The 15,085-nt window shown below is 73.4% G+C and carries 12 protein-coding genes and 1 pseudogene; 9 read left to right on the top strand and 4 right to left on the bottom strand.

What is annotated here, in order from left to right; genetic code table 11:
- Window positions 1-71 precede the first annotated feature (71 nt).
- From ACIQOU_RS01535 to ACIQOU_RS01520, 4 genes are all read left to right on the top strand, one after another.
- Window positions 72-1,226 (top strand): oxygenase MpaB family protein, encoded by a 1,155-nt coding sequence (locus ACIQOU_RS01535; RefSeq protein ID WP_401532928.1) that lies wholly within the window; start codon window positions 72-74, stop codon window positions 1,224-1,226.
- 379 nt (window positions 1,227-1,605) lie between these two features.
- On the top strand, window positions 1,606-2,283 hold the full coding sequence (locus ACIQOU_RS01530; protein ID WP_401532925.1) for a uracil-DNA glycosylase: 678 nt from the start codon (window positions 1,606-1,608) through the stop codon (window positions 2,281-2,283).
- Window positions 2,280-3,293 carry an N-acetylglucosamine kinase gene (locus tag ACIQOU_RS01525; protein ID WP_401532923.1) on the top strand — a complete coding sequence of 338 codons (1,014 nt, stop codon included), beginning with the start codon at window positions 2,280-2,282 and terminating at the stop codon, window positions 3,291-3,293. Before ACIQOU_RS01530 ends, ACIQOU_RS01525 begins: the two co-directional genes overlap by 4 nt.
- Before the next feature lie 95 nt (window positions 3,294-3,388).
- Window positions 3,389-4,312, top strand: coding sequence for a sirohydrochlorin chelatase (locus tag ACIQOU_RS01520; RefSeq protein ID WP_401532921.1), 924 nt, complete (start codon window positions 3,389-3,391; stop codon window positions 4,310-4,312).
- Window positions 4,313-4,398: 86 nt separating this feature from the next.
- On the opposite strand, the gene ACIQOU_RS01515 is transcribed toward ACIQOU_RS01520, so the two are convergent.
- Both ACIQOU_RS01515 and ACIQOU_RS01510 read right to left on the bottom strand, forming a co-directional pair.
- Entirely contained in the window at window positions 4,399-5,439 is a 1,041-nt protein-coding gene (locus tag ACIQOU_RS01515) for a lactonase family protein (protein WP_401532920.1), read from the bottom strand.
- A gap of 165 nt (window positions 5,440-5,604) precedes the next feature.
- On the bottom strand, window positions 5,605-7,101 hold the full coding sequence (locus ACIQOU_RS01510) for an FUSC family protein (protein WP_401532918.1): 1,497 nt from the start codon (window positions 7,099-7,101) through the stop codon (window positions 5,605-5,607).
- 252 nt (window positions 7,102-7,353) lie between these two features.
- On the opposite strand from ACIQOU_RS01510, the gene ACIQOU_RS01505 reads away from it, so the two are divergent.
- From ACIQOU_RS01505 to ACIQOU_RS01495, 3 genes are all read left to right on the top strand, one after another.
- Window positions 7,354-7,830 (top strand): Lrp/AsnC family transcriptional regulator, encoded by a 477-nt coding sequence (locus tag ACIQOU_RS01505; RefSeq protein ID WP_401532917.1) that lies wholly within the window; start codon window positions 7,354-7,356, stop codon window positions 7,828-7,830.
- Between the two features lie 27 nt (window positions 7,831-7,857).
- On the top strand, window positions 7,858-8,046 hold the full coding sequence (locus ACIQOU_RS01500; RefSeq protein WP_401532915.1) for a hypothetical protein: 189 nt from the start codon (window positions 7,858-7,860) through the stop codon (window positions 8,044-8,046).
- A 321-nt stretch (window positions 8,047-8,367) separates the two neighbouring features.
- A complete protein-coding gene (locus ACIQOU_RS01495) occupies window positions 8,368-11,169 on the top strand; it encodes a beta-L-arabinofuranosidase domain-containing protein (protein ID WP_401532913.1) in 2,802 nt (933 codons plus the stop codon).
- A gap of 171 nt (window positions 11,170-11,340) precedes the next feature.
- On the opposite strand, the gene ACIQOU_RS01490 is transcribed toward ACIQOU_RS01495, so the two are convergent.
- A complete protein-coding gene (locus tag ACIQOU_RS01490) occupies window positions 11,341-12,111 on the bottom strand; it encodes a LysR family substrate-binding domain-containing protein (protein ID WP_401532911.1) in 771 nt (256 codons plus the stop codon).
- 58 nt (window positions 12,112-12,169) lie between these two features.
- On the opposite strand from ACIQOU_RS01490, the gene ACIQOU_RS01485 reads away from it, so the two are divergent.
- Window positions 12,170-12,574, top strand: coding sequence for a DUF5997 family protein (locus ACIQOU_RS01485; RefSeq protein ID WP_401532910.1), 405 nt, complete (start codon window positions 12,170-12,172; stop codon window positions 12,572-12,574).
- Window positions 12,575-13,267: 693 nt separating this feature from the next.
- On the opposite strand, the gene ACIQOU_RS01480 is transcribed toward ACIQOU_RS01485, so the two are convergent.
- Window positions 13,268-14,443, bottom strand: a complete 1,176-nt coding sequence (locus tag ACIQOU_RS01480; RefSeq protein ID WP_401532909.1) for a hypothetical protein — start codon at window positions 14,441-14,443, stop codon at window positions 13,268-13,270.
- A gap of 184 nt (window positions 14,444-14,627) precedes the next feature.
- On the opposite strand from ACIQOU_RS01480, the pseudogene ACIQOU_RS01475 reads away from it, so the two are divergent.
- Window positions 14,628-15,085 (top strand): annotated as a pseudogene (locus ACIQOU_RS01475) (hypothetical protein); the annotation flags it as partial.

The raw sequence follows: 15,085 nt of genomic DNA, 5'->3' as shown, positions 1-15,085 counted from the left end.
ATAAACGCCGATCTTGCTACCGGGCCCGGCTGCCGGATTCGTCCCCTGACCACCATGCGAGGAGTATCCCTGTGGCGTTGACGAAGGCTTCGGCCCGGGCGGAGCTGGAAGCCGCGAACGCGGTCGGAGACCCGGTCGCCGACACCCTGGTGGGCGATCTGATCGACCATCAGGAAGTCGACGGCGTCAACCATCTGTTCCGCACGATCAACAAGATCGGCCCGGACCAGGATCTCTCCCAACTGCCCCCGCGCCTGGCCGAGTTCATGAAGGAGGCCGCGGCGCCGCTGCCGGGCTGGAGCGAGGCGGACACCAAGGCCGCCGAGGGCTTCTTCGCCCACCACCACGGTGTGGCGTCCATGCTTCAGGGCACGGTCGGCCTGATCGGCACCTACCTCTCCCCCACCGGGGCGTTCACCCTGCGCTCCACCGGCCGCCTCGGTGGCGTCCAGGGCCCGGGGCGCCGGCTGTCGCAGTCCTCGCGGCTGTTCCTCGACATGGGCGACGCGAACGCGCTGCGGGACGGCAGTCTGGCCGCGACCGTGACCAAGGTCCGCCTGGTCCACGCGTCCGTGCGCCAGCTCCACAAGAAGAGCGGCGTGTGGGACTACGCGAAGTGGGGTGAGCCCGTCCCGCAGAAGTACACCGTCGGCGCCGCCTTCGTCTTCAGCACCCAGATCCTCCAGGCGATGAGGAACCTCGGCCTGGAGGTCTCGCGCGAGGACGCCGACGGCTTCGTCGGGGCCTGGCACTACGTCAGCCACTACCTCGGCACCCTGGAGAAGTGGCTGCTGCCGAAGAGCGCCGCCGACGCCGAGGCCCTCTGGAACCAGGAACGCGACCAGGAGTGGGCCAAGACCGACGACGGCGTCTTCATGACGCGGCAGGCCGTCGACTTCTACCGGAAGTTCCTGCCGCCCGGCATCCACGACGCGTTCGTCGCGATGGTGCGCACCGCGCTCACCGACAAGTACGCCGACATGGCCGGACTACAGCACAGCCTCCTGGACGTGGCGGGCAAGCCCCTCGCCGCCGGTAACAGCCTCTTCACCGGCACCGCGAGCGGCCTCTTCGGCGGCACCGCCAAGAAGGTCGTCGGCGTCAACCCGTACGAGGAGGTCATCGGCGTCGCCTCCAAGGCGTTCAACGACGTCGAGCGCTACGCCCTGACCCACGACGAGGACGACCAGCCCCAGATGCACCAGGAACTCAACGACAACCGCTGAGCCTTCACAGGGCTGTTCATCGGTCGTGGCCCGCTCCTCCGCACAACGGATGGGCGGGCCACGGCTGTTGCGGCCCCCGAGCAGGTCTGCCGGACCCTGGGTGACCTGCGACGACGGCAGGTCCAGGGGGCGTTGTCAGTGGTGGGGTGCACACTGGCGAGTGGCTGGATCGAGAACGTCGTCGAGAACGTCGTGGAGGTGACCCTCATGCCCGAGGTGCCGTTCGCCGGGTCTGTCCGATGCCCACGCGGACCCGGATTCCCCCTCACCCCTTCGTGCCCCTGGGGAAGTGGCCCGTGAAAGCGCCCGGCGGGTCCTGGCCCGGCCGCCTTGGCCATGGGGTGATCCCGGCCTCCCGTACGGCAGTAGGGTGACGCCCGTGGCACCACGACCTTTGCATGAAATCGTCGAACCAGGCTGGGCGCAGGCCCTCGAACCGGTCGCCGGACGGATCGCCGAGATGGGGGACTTCCTGCGCGCGGAGATCAGCGCGGGACGCACCTACCTGCCCGCCGGACCGAACGTCCTGCGCGCGTTCCAGCAACCCTTCGACGACGTCCGTGTCCTGATCGTCGGACAGGACCCGTATCCGACGCCGGGGCACGCGGTGGGCCTGTCGTTCTCGGTGGCGCCGGACGTGCGCCCGCTGCCCGGCAGCCTCATCAACATCTTCCGCGAGCTGAACACCGACCTGGGTCTGCCCCAGCCGTCGAACGGCGATCTGACGCCCTGGACCCAGCAGGGTGTGCTGCTGCTCAACAGGGCGCTCACCACCGCCCCGCGCAAGCCCGGCGCCCATCGTGACAAGGGCTGGGAAGCGGTCACCGAGCAGGCGATACGCGCGCTGGCCGGGCGCGGGAAGCCGTTGGTGTCCATCCTCTGGGGCCGGGACGCCCGTAATCTCCGGCCGCTGCTCGGCCCGTTGCCGTCGGTGGAGTCGGCGCATCCCTCGCCGATGTCGGCCGACCGCGGCTTCTTCGGCTCCCGCCCCTTCAGCCGGGCCAACGACCTGCTGATCGGCCAGGGCGGACAACCGGTGGACTGGCGCCTGCCGTGACCCGGGCCTCTCCCCTCGGCTCCGCCGGATTCCTCGCCGTCGATTCCGGTGGGTCCGGGGTTCGGGTGGCTGTCGGGACGGCGGCGCGGGGGGTCGTGGGTGAACGGCGGTGCGGGGAGCCGGTGCGGACCGGGGCGCGGGGCATCGACCCGGAGCATCTGATGCGGCAACTGGTGCCCATGGTGCGGGCGTTGGCCGAGGAGAGCGGTGTCGGCGGGCTCGGGACCGCGGTGGTCGGCGCCACCGGGATGGCCAGCCTCGGGGACGCGCTGCGCGCCGAGCTTCCGGCGGCCCTGGCACGGGAGTTCGGCGTGCGGACCCTCGCCCTGGCCGCCGACGCCGTGACCGCGTACACCGGTGCCCTCGGCCCACGCCCCGGTGCCGTCGTCGCGGCCGGTACCGGTCTGATCGCCGTCGGCACCGACCTCACCGGCTGGCGGCGCGCGGACGGTTGGGGGCATCTGCTGGGCGACTGCGGGGGCGGCGCGTGGATCGGGCGGGCGGGGCTGGAGGCGGCGTTGCGGGCGCTGGACGGCAGGCCGGGTGGGTCGGCGGCGCTGCTGGCCCGCGCCGAGGAGCGGTTCGGGCCGTTGCGGGGGCTGCCGGGGCTGCTCTACCCGCGTGCGGACCGGCCCGCGGTGCTCGCGTCGTTCGCTCCCGGGGTCGCCGCGTGTGCGGTGGACGATCCGGTCGCGGCCGGAATCCTGCGGTCGGCGGCGCGGGAGATGGCCGCGTCGGCGGCGGCCGTCTGCCCACGGGAGGGCGAGCCCCAGGTGGCTTGTACCGGCGGCCTGTTAGGGATGGGGGACGTGCTCCTCGTGCCGTTGGCGGAGGAGTTGGCGCGCGGGGTGCCGTGGGCGCGGCGGGTGCCGGCGGCCGGAGATCCGCTGCTGGGGTCGGTACGGATCGCGACGGACCTGGTCAGGGGGTCGTTGACGCTGCCGCGGGACGAGGCGTTGTTCACGGTGACGACCGGCCACGATGACGCTCCGCATGCTGACCATTTCTGATCTGCACGTAACTCATCAGACAAAACCGGACGGATACCGCTCACCTGCACCCTCCCCAAACGGAGGAGCCGACCGAGCCAGTAACATGCGGCGCCATGAGCTCCCCCACTGGGCCCGCGTCCGGCCTGCCCGTACGAATGCCGCGACCCCGCCAGCCAGGGCGGCACCGCCGCCCCGAACCCGTGGCGGCTCCCGAGGGCGCGCCCGCGCTCGTCCTCGCGGTGCCGGGTACTCCCGGGACCGCTACGCGCAGTCTCGCCGAGGAGGTCGTGAGCATCGCCCGCTCCGAGCTGCCCGGCCTGGACGCGCGGATCGGGTACCTGGACGGGGACGACGCGGAGTTCCCGACGTTGCAGGCCGTGCTCGTGCACGCCGCCGACGAGCGCACCGCCCGCTACGAGCAGGCGAAGGCCGCCGGTCTTGAGGTCAAGCGGCCCGAGGGCCCGGTCGCGGTCGTCGTGCCGCTGCTCGCCGGTCCTGACAACTCGCTGCTGCGGCAGATCCGGCAGGCCGTGATGGAGAGCCGGATCGCCGCGGAGCTGACCGATGTGCTCGGCCCGCACCCGCTGCTCGCCGAGGCGCTGCACGTGCGGCTCTCGGAGGCCGGTCTGGCCCGCGCCGACCGCGCCCGTCTGTTCACCGTGGCCACGGCCGCCGACGGCATCATCCTCGCGTCGGTGGGCGGCGACGAGGCGGTGCAGGCGGCCGGGATCACCGGCATGCTGCTCGCCGCGCGCCTCGCGGTGCCGGTGATGGCGGCGGCGTTGGACCAGGACGGTTCGATCACGTCGGTGGCCGAGCAGCTGCGCACCTCGGGTTCGCAGCACCTGGCGCTGGCGCCGTACCTGATAGGGCCGGAGATCGACCCGGCTCTGGTGCGGGAGGCGGCCGAGGAGGCGGGCTGTTCCGCCGCCGAGGCGCTCGGTCCCTACCCGGCGATCGGCAAGCTGGCGCTGGCCAAGTACACGTCGGCGCTGGGCATCACGCCGCAGCCGGCGCAGGGCACGCCGGTCCGCTGACGCGGCCGCCGGACACCGTACGGACGAACGACGCGGAAGGGCCCGTTCCGAGCATGCTCGGGGCGGGCCCTTCCGCGTGCCGGGGGTCAGTCGAGGACGACGCAGGAGGCGGCCGGTACGGCGGTCCTGCCGTCGTAGCGGGGCAGCCCGGTGGCCGGGTCGAGGGCGAACCAGGTGACGTCGCCCGAGCGTTCGTTGGCGCAGTACAGGAAGGTGTGGGAGGCGGTGAGGGCGCGCGGCCACGCACCGCCGCAGGAGGTGGTGCCGACCAGGCGCAGGCTCGCCCCGGCCGCTTCGACGGCGAAGGTGGACAGGACGTCCTCGCCGCGGGTCGCCGTCCACACGAAGCGGCCGTCGGGGGCGACGACGATGCCCGACGGGTAGGCGTCGCGGGCCGGGGCGGCGGGCAGGACCGGGACCTCGGTGAGGGGGTTGAGGAGGCCGTCGTCGGGGTGCCAGCGGCAGACGGTGACGGTGGGGGTGAGTTCGTTGAGCACGTACGCGTGGCTGCCGTCGGGATGGAAGGCCAGGTGGCGGGGGCCCGAGCCGGGACGGAGGGCGATCTCACGGTGGACGGCGAGGGTGCCGTCACGCAGGGTGCAGACGCGGACGGAGTCGGTGCCGAGGTCGACGCTGACGGCCCAGCGGCCGCCGGGGTCGGGCTGCACCTGGTGGGCGTGCGGGCTCTGCTGGCGGCGGCTGTGCGGGCCCGAGCCGGTGTGCGGGAGGACGGCTGAGGGCGTCGGGGCGAGGGTGCCGTCGGCGCGCAGGGGGACGGCGGTGACGCTGCCGGAGCCGTAGTTGGCGGTCAGGACGTGGCCGTCGAAGAGGCTGAGGTGGGTGGGGCTGTCGCCGCCGACCGGGACCGGCGGACCCGCCTGGACGGGCCGTTGCCCGGTGAGGCGGTAGGCGGCGACCGCGCCCTCGGCCGTCTCGCTGACGGCGTACAGGAACCGTCCGTCGGGCGCGAGGGCCAGGTAGGACGGGTCGGGGACGCCGGTCACGCGGTGCAGGACCGTCAGCGCGCCCCCGCCGGGAGCCACGGCCGCCGTCACGATGCCGGGTCCGCCCGCCGCCGTGAACGACCCGATGAACGCCCGCCGTCGCCGCCCGCCACCGTCAGACACCGCTGTCCCCTCTCGCCGCTTTCACAGCTTTCACAGCTTTCGCGGCTTTCACTGTTTTCGCCGCTTTCGCCGCTTTCGCCGCCGTGAGCCCCTGTGAGCCGCTGTGCGGTCGGGGTGACGCTAGCAGTCGTTCTCCGGCGGTCCAGACCAGCGGCGCGGGTCGGGTCAGGCGCCGACCAGGCGGGAGCCGGGCGGGGTGCGCAGGGGGCCGGCCAGTTCGGCGAGGGCGTGTTCCAGGCCGTGCAGATGGGCCAGGGCCGGTTCGGTGACGGGGGTGTGCGCGGGGCGGGCGACGAGGTCGGGGGCGTCGCCTCCGGTGAGCGCCCGCACGGCGGACTCCACGCGCCAGCAGGCGGCGGCGAGGCGGGCGTCGTGGGAGGCCTCCGGGTCGGCGGCGACGGCGACCAGGCCGCGGATCTCGCGGGCGCAGTCGTCGAGCAGGGCGAGCACCCGGCGGGCCCGGCGCCTGCGGCCGGCCATCGGGTTCAACGGGTGCACCAGCGGGGCCGCCGAGAGCCGTACCCGGGCCAGGAGGCGTTCGAGTTCGGCGACGCGCGGGGCGGGGTCGATGCCTGGGGCACCGGCGAGGCGGGCGGCGGCCTCGGCGGTGCAGGCGTGGACGCAGCGCAGGGCGCGGCGAATCCAGGCGTCGGTGGTGGCGTGCGTGGTGACCGGCAGGACGAGGAGCACGGCGAGCAGCGCGCCCAGGGTGCCGACGGCCGTCTCCGTGAAGCGCAGGGCGAGCAGGTCGGGCGTGAAGACGCCGAGCAGCCCGTAGAGGAGTTCGGCGAGCAGGGTCACCCAGAGCATCATCCAGGTGTAGGACACGGCGGCCGTGTAGAAGATGCCGAAGACGCAGACGGTGAGCAGGGCGGCCGTGGGGACGACGGCGCCGTGCAGCGGGGCGACGAGCAGCAGGCCGAGACCGATGCCGATCACGGTGCCGAGGACCCGGCGGAAGCCGCGGACCACGGTCTCGCCCCGGGACGCGGTGTTGACGAAGATCCACCAGGTGGCGCCGACCGCCCAGTACCAGCGCTCCCCCGACACCGCCGCGCCCACGACCAGCGCGAACGCCGCGCCCGCCGTCGCCTGGAGCGCCTGCCGGGTGGTCACACGGGCGAGTCCGGTGCCGCCGGGCGCGGCGGGCGCCGGTGCGGGCGGCAGCCGTCGTTCGTAGCACCACAGGCCGAAGCGGACGCCGGACGCGGTGAGCACGGAGAGCAGGACGGCCGCGTACAGCTCGGGCAGCCGGTCGGTGGTCGCGTGCAGGAACTGCGCCACGAAGAACGTCATGAACGCGAACACGCCCAGGCTGTGCCCGCGCGGCCCCCAGCGGCGCGCGTACACGCCCGCGCCGACGACGGCGAGGAAGGCGAGGCCGCGGGCGAGGGGGTGGTCGTGCAGGGTGGCGGCGAACGCGAGGACGGGCAGGCCGACGACGGGCAGCAGCGCGGTGGTGACCGCCTGCCCGCGCACGGTCGCGTCGGTGACGGTGAACAGGGCGAGCAGCGCGGCCAGTCCGCCGGTGACGGCGCCGACCAGCGAGTGCCCGGCCAGTGAGCAGACGACGACCGCGAGCCCGATGCCGAGCACGGCCCGCGCGGCGAAACGCAGCCGGGTCCGCCCCGGGTCCGGCGCCAGGAACACCCTCTTCAGCACTGTCTCCCCGCCCCTTTCGACGCCGGCTGGACCGGCATGAAAAAGGCGCCGCGGAGTCCGCAGCGCCATCGACGAGACCCATGAGAGCATCCGGCGCCCGACTGGCTCAAGCGATCCGGTTTTCACTGGTCCATTGGTCCATCGGACCGTCCGTACCACTCCCGCAACCATCGCTGAAGTGGGCGAACGTCTCGGTGGCCGCACTGGGCCATTGGTACAGTCGGCGCAGTTCATGTCTGCGCGAGGAGGGCCATGCCGGTCGACGAGTTGGACACCCGCATCCTGCGGTTGCTGATGGAGCAGCCGCGCACCAGCGTGCGGGAGTACGCCCGGCTCCTCGGTGTCGCGCGGGGCACGGTGCAGGCGCGGCTCGACCGGCTGGAACGGGACGGCGTCATCACCGGCACCGGTCCGACGCTCTCCCCCGCCGCGCTCGGCCACCCCGTGCTCGCGTTCGTGCACATCGAGGTCACCCAGGGGCATCTGGACGACGTCGGTGACGCGCTGGCGGCCGTCCCGGAGATCGTCGAGGCCTTCTCGATCACGGGCGGCGGCGATCTGCTGACCCGGGTCGTGGCCCGCGACAACGCGCACCTGGAGGACGTCATCCAGAAGCTGATCAGCATGCCAGGCGTCGTCCGCACCCGCACCGAAGTGGCCCTGCGGGAACGGGTCGCGCAACGACTGCTGCCGCTGGTGGAGTCGATCGGGCGCGCGACCGGCGCCTGACCCGCCCCGCGAGCGCCGCCGACCCCTTTGACATGCTGGAACGATGAGCGGACCGCCTCCGGCGAGGAGCTCCTCGCCGACGCCGACCGCCGTTGTCTGGAGCCGGCCCGCGACGCCGCTCCGGGCGCCGCCGCACACGCGGCCGGGATGCGCTGCATCGGCGTTCCCTCCGTGGCGGGGGCGTGGGAGTGGCTGACGACGGGGCGGGGCGACTGACCGTCGCGGGCTGACGCGGTCGGCCGTGCGGCCGCCATCCGGGCAACGGCGACCCGATCACCGTCCGGCCGACGGGCTCACCGCCGTCCAATTCAGCCGTCCCACCGCCGTCCGGTCAGCCGTTTCGTCGCCGTCCGGTCGGGCGTCTCGGGGCTGGTCGGCCGGCTGGGCGAACGGCGGGGCGGGTGGCCGGAATTGGTTGCTTCAGGGCCGTTGACCGGTGCGAAGGGCCTGCCTATCGTCTGGTCGGACATGCGCACGGCGTTCGTGATATCGAACTTTTCGGCGCGTTCGCAGGACCGGCCCCGTGGAGGAGCACCCATGGCACCGCCCCTCTCCAGACGATCCCTTCTCCGGGCCGCGGCTCTCGGCGCTGCCCTGCCCACGGTCGGCCAGGCGGTGGCCGGAGCCGCCGTCGCCGCTCCCGCCGTGCCGTCCGCCTGGACGGTCCGGCCGTTCGGGCTCGACCAAGTGACCCTCGGTGAGGGCGTGTTCGCCGACAAGCGCGCGCTGATGCTCGACCACGCGCGGGGCTACGACATCGACCGGCTGCTCCAGGTCTTCCGCGCCAACGCCGGTCTCGCCACCGGTGACGCGGTGGCCCCCGGCGGCTGGGAGGGGCTCGACGGCGAGGCCAACGGCAACCTGCGCGGCCACTACACCGGCCACTTCCTCACCATGCTGTCCCAGGCCTGGGCGAGCACCGGGGAACAGGTGTTCGCCGACACGATCGGCACGGCGGTGGGCGCGCTGACCGAGGTACGCGCGGCCCTGCGCCGGAGTCCGGCCGTGCTGAGCGTGGACGGCAGGTTCGGCGGCGCCGTCGAGAACGAGCGCGGCTCCTACCAGTACGTCGACCTGCCGTCCGATGTCCTGGGCGGCGCGTCCGCCGTCACGCTGGCGGCCTGGATACGGCCGAGCCACGACGACACCTGGGCCCGCGTCCTGGATTTCGGCGACGACACCACCCGCTACCTCTACCTCGTCGCCCGCAACGCGAACGGCGTCCCGCGCTTCGCCGTCACGACCGGCGGCGCCGCCGGTGAGCAGGGACTCGACGGCACCGCCGCGCTGCCGACCGGCCGGTGGAGCCATCTCGCGGTGACGATCGCGGGCGGGACGGGAACGCTGTACGTCAACGGCACCGCCGTCGCCCGGAACACGGCGATGACCCTCACCCCGGCCGCCCTCGGCACGCTCGCGCACCACTGGCTGGGGCGGTCCGCCTACCCGTCCGACCCGGTCTTCGCGGGCGCCTTCGGGGGGTTCGACGTCTGGTCGCGCGCCCTGGACGCGGACGCCGTCGCGGCGTTGCAGGGCGGTCGGCCCTCCGACACCGCCGTCGGCCGGGGCGACCTGGCCTCGTACGCCTTCGACGAGCGCACCGGCGGCAGCCTCGCCGACGCGTCCGGCCGGGGTCTGACGGGCACCCTGCGCCGCACCTGGGGCGGGCCGAGCCATCCGGGGTTCCTGGCCGCGTACCCGGAGACGCAGTTCATCGCGCTGGAGTCGATGACGGGGAGCGACTACACGAAGGTGTGGGCGCCCTACTACACCGCGCACAAGATCCTGCGGGGGCTGCTGGACGCGTACACGGCGACCGGCGACGACCGGGCGCTGGACCTCGCGTCCGGGATGGGCGACTGGATGTACGCGCGGCTGTCCGTGCTGCCCGCGGCGACCCTCCAGCGGATGTGGGGGATCTTCTCCAGCGGGGAGTTCGGCGGGATCGTGGAGGCGATCTGCGATCTGCACGCCCTCACCGGGAAGGCCCAACACCTGGCGCTGGCGCGGCTGTTCGACCTCGACAAGCTGATCGACGCCTGCGCCGCGCACACCGACACGCTCGACGGGCTGCACGCCAACCAGCACATCCCGATCTTCACCGGGCTGGTCCGGCTGTACGACGCGACGGGCGAACGGCGGTATCTGGACGCGGCGAAGAACTTCTGGGGCATGGTCGTGCCGACCCGCATGTACGGCATCGGTGGCACCAGCAGCGGCGAGTTCTGGAAGGCGCCCGGGGTGATCGCGGGGACGATCGGGCCGACGACCGCCGAGACGTGCTGCGCGTACAACCTGCTCAAACTGAGCCGGACGCTGTTCTTCCACGAGCAGGCGCCGGCGTACATGGACTACTACGAGCGGGCCCTCTACAACCAGGTGCTCGGTTCCAAGCAGGACCGGGCGGACGCGGAGAAGCCGCTGGTCACGTACTTCATCGGGCTCGGCCCGGGGCAGATGCGGGACTACACGCCCAAGCAGGGCACGACCTGCTGCGAGGGCACCGGTATGGAGAGCGCCACGAAGTACCAGGACTCGGTGTACTTCGCGGCGGCCGACGGCAGCGCCCTGTACGTCAACCTCTACAGCCCCGCCACCCTGCGCTGGGCGGAGCAGGGCGTCACCGTCACCCAGACGACCGGGTATCCGCGCGAGCAGGGCAGCACGCTCACGATCGGCGGCGCGGACGCGACCTTCGCGCTGCGGCTGCGGGTACCGGCGTGGGCGACCGCCGGGTTCCGGGTCACGGTCAACGGCCTTGCGGTGCCGGGGAGTCCGACGCCCGGGAGCTATTTCACGGTGTCCCGGCGGTGGCGGGCGGGGGATGTCGTGCGGGTCGCGATCCCGTTCCGGCTGCGGGTCGAACGGGCCCTGGACGAACCGTCGTTGCAGACGTTGTTCCTCGGTCCGGTGAACCTGGTCGGCCGCAACTCGTCGACGGAATACCTGACGTTGGGGCTCTACCGCAACGCCGCCCTCTCCGGCGACCTGCTGCCCAGCCTGTCCCCCGTACCGGGCAGGCCGCTCCATCTCACCCTGGGGGGAACGGAGTTCGCGCCGTTCTTCGAGGGGACCGAGGACCCGACGCACGCCTACTTCCGGCGCGCGGAACCGACGGTCGTGTTCGGCACCCTCGACTCCGGCGTGACCAACCCGGTTGATTCCAACGGGACTTCGCTGCTCGACGAGGTGTGGGCCGGGGCGCCGTTCCGGGACAAGGGCGCGCTCGTCACGCGGGTCAGGGCGACGGTGGACGCGTGGGTGTCCGCCGGACTGCTCGACGCGGGGGCCGGGCGGAGCGTGATCCGGACGGCGGAACGGGCGACGTTCGTCCCCTGACGGGCAGTCCTGTGACGGCGGTTCCTTGGAGCGGCCTCCTGACGGCGACTCCCGACTGCTGCTCCTGACTGCGACTCCTGACTCCGGCGAGGGCCTCGGCCCCGGGCAGTGCCTGAGTCGGGACCGTGACCGGGGCCGGGGCCGGGGCGTGCAGGAGTGGTCCGGCCTCGGTCAGGAGCGGCGGCGGGGCTTGCCTCGGTTGCCGCCGCGCGGGGTGCGGGCGCCCGTCTGCTTGCCCTGGGGGGCGGGCGGCTTGCGGCGGGCCGCCTGCTCCGCCCGCTTCGCCTTCTCCTTCGCCTTGTCCTTCGGCTGAGCCTGCGGTTCGGGCTGCTTGCGGCCGCGTGAGCTGTTGACGGTGCGGCCACGGACGATGCCGATGAAGTCCTCGACCAGGTCGGTGGTCGCCTCCTCCGGCCAGGACAGCGCCACGTGCGACTGCGGCGCGTCGGTGATCGGCCGGTAGGTGAGGTCCTTGCGGTGGTGCAGCCGGGCCAGCGACTGGGGGACGACGAGGACGCCGATGCCGGCCGCGACCAGTTCGACGGCGTCGGCGGTGGTCGCCGGGCGCTCGAAGGCGGGCTCGCCGGGCGGCCGGTCCCAGTCGAGGACGTCGTCGAGGGGATGGCAGACGACCTCCTCGGCGAGATCCTCCAAGGTCACCTCGTCCGCCGCCGTGAACACGTGGTCCTTGGGCACCACGACGACCGTCGTCTCGGTGTACAGCGGGATCGCGCTGAAGAACGTGCGGTCGACCGGCAACCGCACGAGCCCCGCGTCGGCCTCGCCGCCCCGCATCAGGGGCTGCGCGTCGGCCGCCGGTACGGCGTGCAGGGTCAGCGGAACGTCGGGGAAGCGCTCGTGCCAGACCCGCACCCACTTGGCGGGCGTCACCCCCGGGACGTACGCGAGCCGGAACATCGGGGAGGTTTCGGAGCCAGTCACCCCGCCAGGTTACCGTCCGTGGTCGTGGGTCCCCCACATGGTCGATACCCTGGACGGTATGAAGTCGCACCAGACCAGCCAGACGATGAAGCCCGCGACCGCGGCGAAGAAGCTCGGCGTGTACCTGGAGGCCACCCCCGCCGAGTTCCGCGAGGGTGTCGTCTCCCGTGCCCAGCTCACGGAGTTGCAGGCCGACCCGCCCGAGTGGCTGCGCGAGCTGCGCGCCAAGGGTCCGCACCCCCGCCCGGTGGTCGCGGCCCGGCTCGGCATCTCCATCGCCGGTCTCGCCCGTGGCGGGGTCACCGAGCCCCTCACCACCGAGCAGATCGACGCGCTGCGGCAGGAGGAACCCGCGTGGCTGGAGAAGGAGCGCGCCACGCAGGCCGACGTCCGCAAGGAAGCGGCCCGGATCAAGCAGCGGGACGCGGAGCGCGCGGCCGGACCGGACGACTCACGTTCTTGAGAACGCGCTGATCACCGGCCACCTTGCCGTCGAGGACGGCCTGCCCTTGAGAGGCCTTGCCCTTGAGGGCGCCCTGTCGCTGAGCATGCCCTTCGCCGGTGCCTCTTCGTTCCGACGGTTCGGGTCTGAGGGGTGGGCATCCGAGCGGTCGGTGTCCGGGGGGCTGAACTGACGGTTCTGGTCCGGCAGTTCACGTCCGATGGTTTGGATCTGGCCGCCCGTATACGGCCGTTCAGGTGCGGTGTTGGGAACTGACGGTCCGTCACGACGAAGGTCACAGAAGCGTATCGGGCATTTCGCGCTTCAACCTTCACACGGGGCGCACATATTGGCTAGGTTGACGCTCAGGCCGCACGACTCCCTCCGGCGATCCTCGCCGGGTCGCGCGGCCTCCGCCGAGTCCGGCCCGCCCTCGCGGCGCACCGGAGCCGGGCCGCGCACGACACCTGGGTGAATCGGCCCAACTGCCTTTCGGGGCACGGGCCGTGGGGCATGCCTTCCGGATGTGACCGCCCGCGCCCGACCGCAGTACCGGCAGGCGGAGCACGGAAGGAGTACGGCTCCCATGGCGCCGGAACGCTCACCGCGTCAGGGAGGCCTCGGCCTCCCCGGCACGCGCAACTCCGCTCCCACGGCGGCGACGGCCGAGGAAGGGCCCAGCCGCGAAGAGGTGCGGCAGCGGGTGAGCAACCTCTACGACCGCGCCGAGACCGACAGCGGGACCTTCAACGCGACCCGCGCGATGAGCACGGGGGCACGCAGGCGCGGCGCCTCCACCGACCGGGGTGAACGGGGCTTCAGCGACGCGGAGTTGGAGAACGTCACCCGGCGACTGTTCGACGCGGCGCGTTCGTCCGTCGGCCCGACCGTCGCGGCGACACTGCCCGCCGACCGGATGCCGGCCCGCCCGATCGGCCGCCCCTCCCGTCCCGACCCCGCCCTGGAACCCCGGCAGGAACGGCCCGCGCTGCCTGCCGCCCGGCCCGTCCCGGAACTCCCGGCGGCGGGCGGCCCCGTCGCGGAACTCCCCGCCGGCCCGACGGCAGCGTTACCGGCCACGCCCTTTGCGGCCCAGGCCACGCCCTTCGCGGCACAGGCAGCCGCTGCGATGAGCGCGCCGCAGGTCAGTGCGGCGGCTTTCGCGCCGGGCGCCATGTCTACGGCTGCACCGGCTTTCGCGCCGGGGGCCGCGTCACCGGGCGGTACGGCTTTCGCGCCGGGGGCCGCGTCTACGGGGGCTCCCGGTTTCCCTACGGGGGCCGCGACGCCAGCCGCTCCGGCCTTCGCGCCCGGGGCCACGTCCACCGGGACTCCCGGTTTCCCGACGGCTTCCACGTCTACGGCCGATCCCGCCTTCCCGGCAGGGTTCGCCTCGGCGGCTGCCCCGGCCTTCCCCACGGGGTCCGCGACGCCAGCCGCTCCGGCCTTCGCGCCCGGGGCCACGTCCACCGGGACTCCCGGCTTCCCGACGGCTTCCACGTCTACAGCCGGTCCCGCCTTCCCGGCAGGGTTCGCCTCGGCGGCTGCCCCGGCCTTCCCCACGGGGTCCGCGACGCCAGCCGCTCCGACCTTCGCGCCCGGGGCCACGTCCACCGGGACTCCCGGCTTCCCGACGGCTTCCACGTCTACAGCCGATCCCGCCTTCCCGGCAGGGTTCGCCTCGGCGGCTGCCCCGGCCTTCCCCACGGGGTCCGGGACGCCAGCCGCTCCGACCTTCGCGCCCGGGGCCACGTCCACCGGGACTCCCGGCTTCCCGACGGCTTCCACGTCTACAGCCGATCCCGGCTTCCCGGCAGGGTTCGCCTCGGCGGCTGCCCCGGCCTTCACGGCTGCCCCGGCTTTCGCGCCGGGTGCGTCGCCGGTCTCCACGTCAGGTTTCGGGCTGGGTACGTCGCCGTTCGGTGCGCCCGCCTCTCCGGTGGACGTGGCGCCGACCGCGGTGCTGCCCGTGATACCGGAGCCCCGTCAGGAACAGGCGCCCGGTGCGGCGCCGTTTGCTCCCCCCACCCCGGCGGCCCGGGCGACGGTTGCTCAGCCCTCCAAGCAAGCCTCGATGCGGGCGGCCAAGGAACTCAGCCAGCGCAAGGTGGGGGTGGCCCGTGAGCTGATGGCCAGCTTCCTGGCCCAACGGGCCCAGCCGCCGTCGAGGGTCGCACCGGCGCCGGCTGCGGTGCCCGCGACGGCTCCGCAGCCGCCGTTCCCTACGGGGGCGGCACCGCAGGCAGCACCCCAGGCGGCGCAGGTCGCGCAGGCTCCGTTCCCGACGGGGGTTCCTCCCTCGGCGGCGATGTTCGAGGGCGGGGTGCCGTCGCAGACGGGGGGCCAGTCAGCGCCCCGGCCCGCGCAGGTGCAGGCCCAGGCGCAGGCCGCTGCACCGGGTCCGCAGGCGTCGTTCCAGACCGGGAGCGTGCCTTCGGTCAGGTCCGAAGGCTGGCCGCCCGCTCAGGCCGGGGCTCAGTCCGCGTCCCTTCCCGCCGCGCAGGGGCAGGTCTCCGCATCGGCGCCGCAAAC

Source organism: Streptomyces sp. NPDC091279 (assembly GCF_044757465.1).
Classification (GTDB): Bacteria; Actinomycetota; Actinomycetes; order Streptomycetales; family Streptomycetaceae; genus Streptomyces.
Note: the sequence above shows the minus strand (reverse complement) of the source record. Positions and strands in the feature narration are given on the sequence as shown.

Coding starts and splice junctions, on each gene's coding strand:
- ACIQOU_RS01495 (WP_401532913.1), top strand. CDS start 8,368: ATGGCACCGCCCCTCTCCAGACGATCCCTTCTCCGGGCCGCGGCTCTC.
- ACIQOU_RS01520 (WP_401532921.1), top strand. CDS start 3,389: ATGAGCTCCCCCACTGGGCCCGCGTCCGGCCTGCCCGTACGAATGCCG.
- ACIQOU_RS01505 (WP_401532917.1), top strand. CDS start 7,354: ATGCCGGTCGACGAGTTGGACACCCGCATCCTGCGGTTGCTGATGGAG.
- ACIQOU_RS01485 (WP_401532910.1), top strand. CDS start 12,170: ATGAAGTCGCACCAGACCAGCCAGACGATGAAGCCCGCGACCGCGGCG.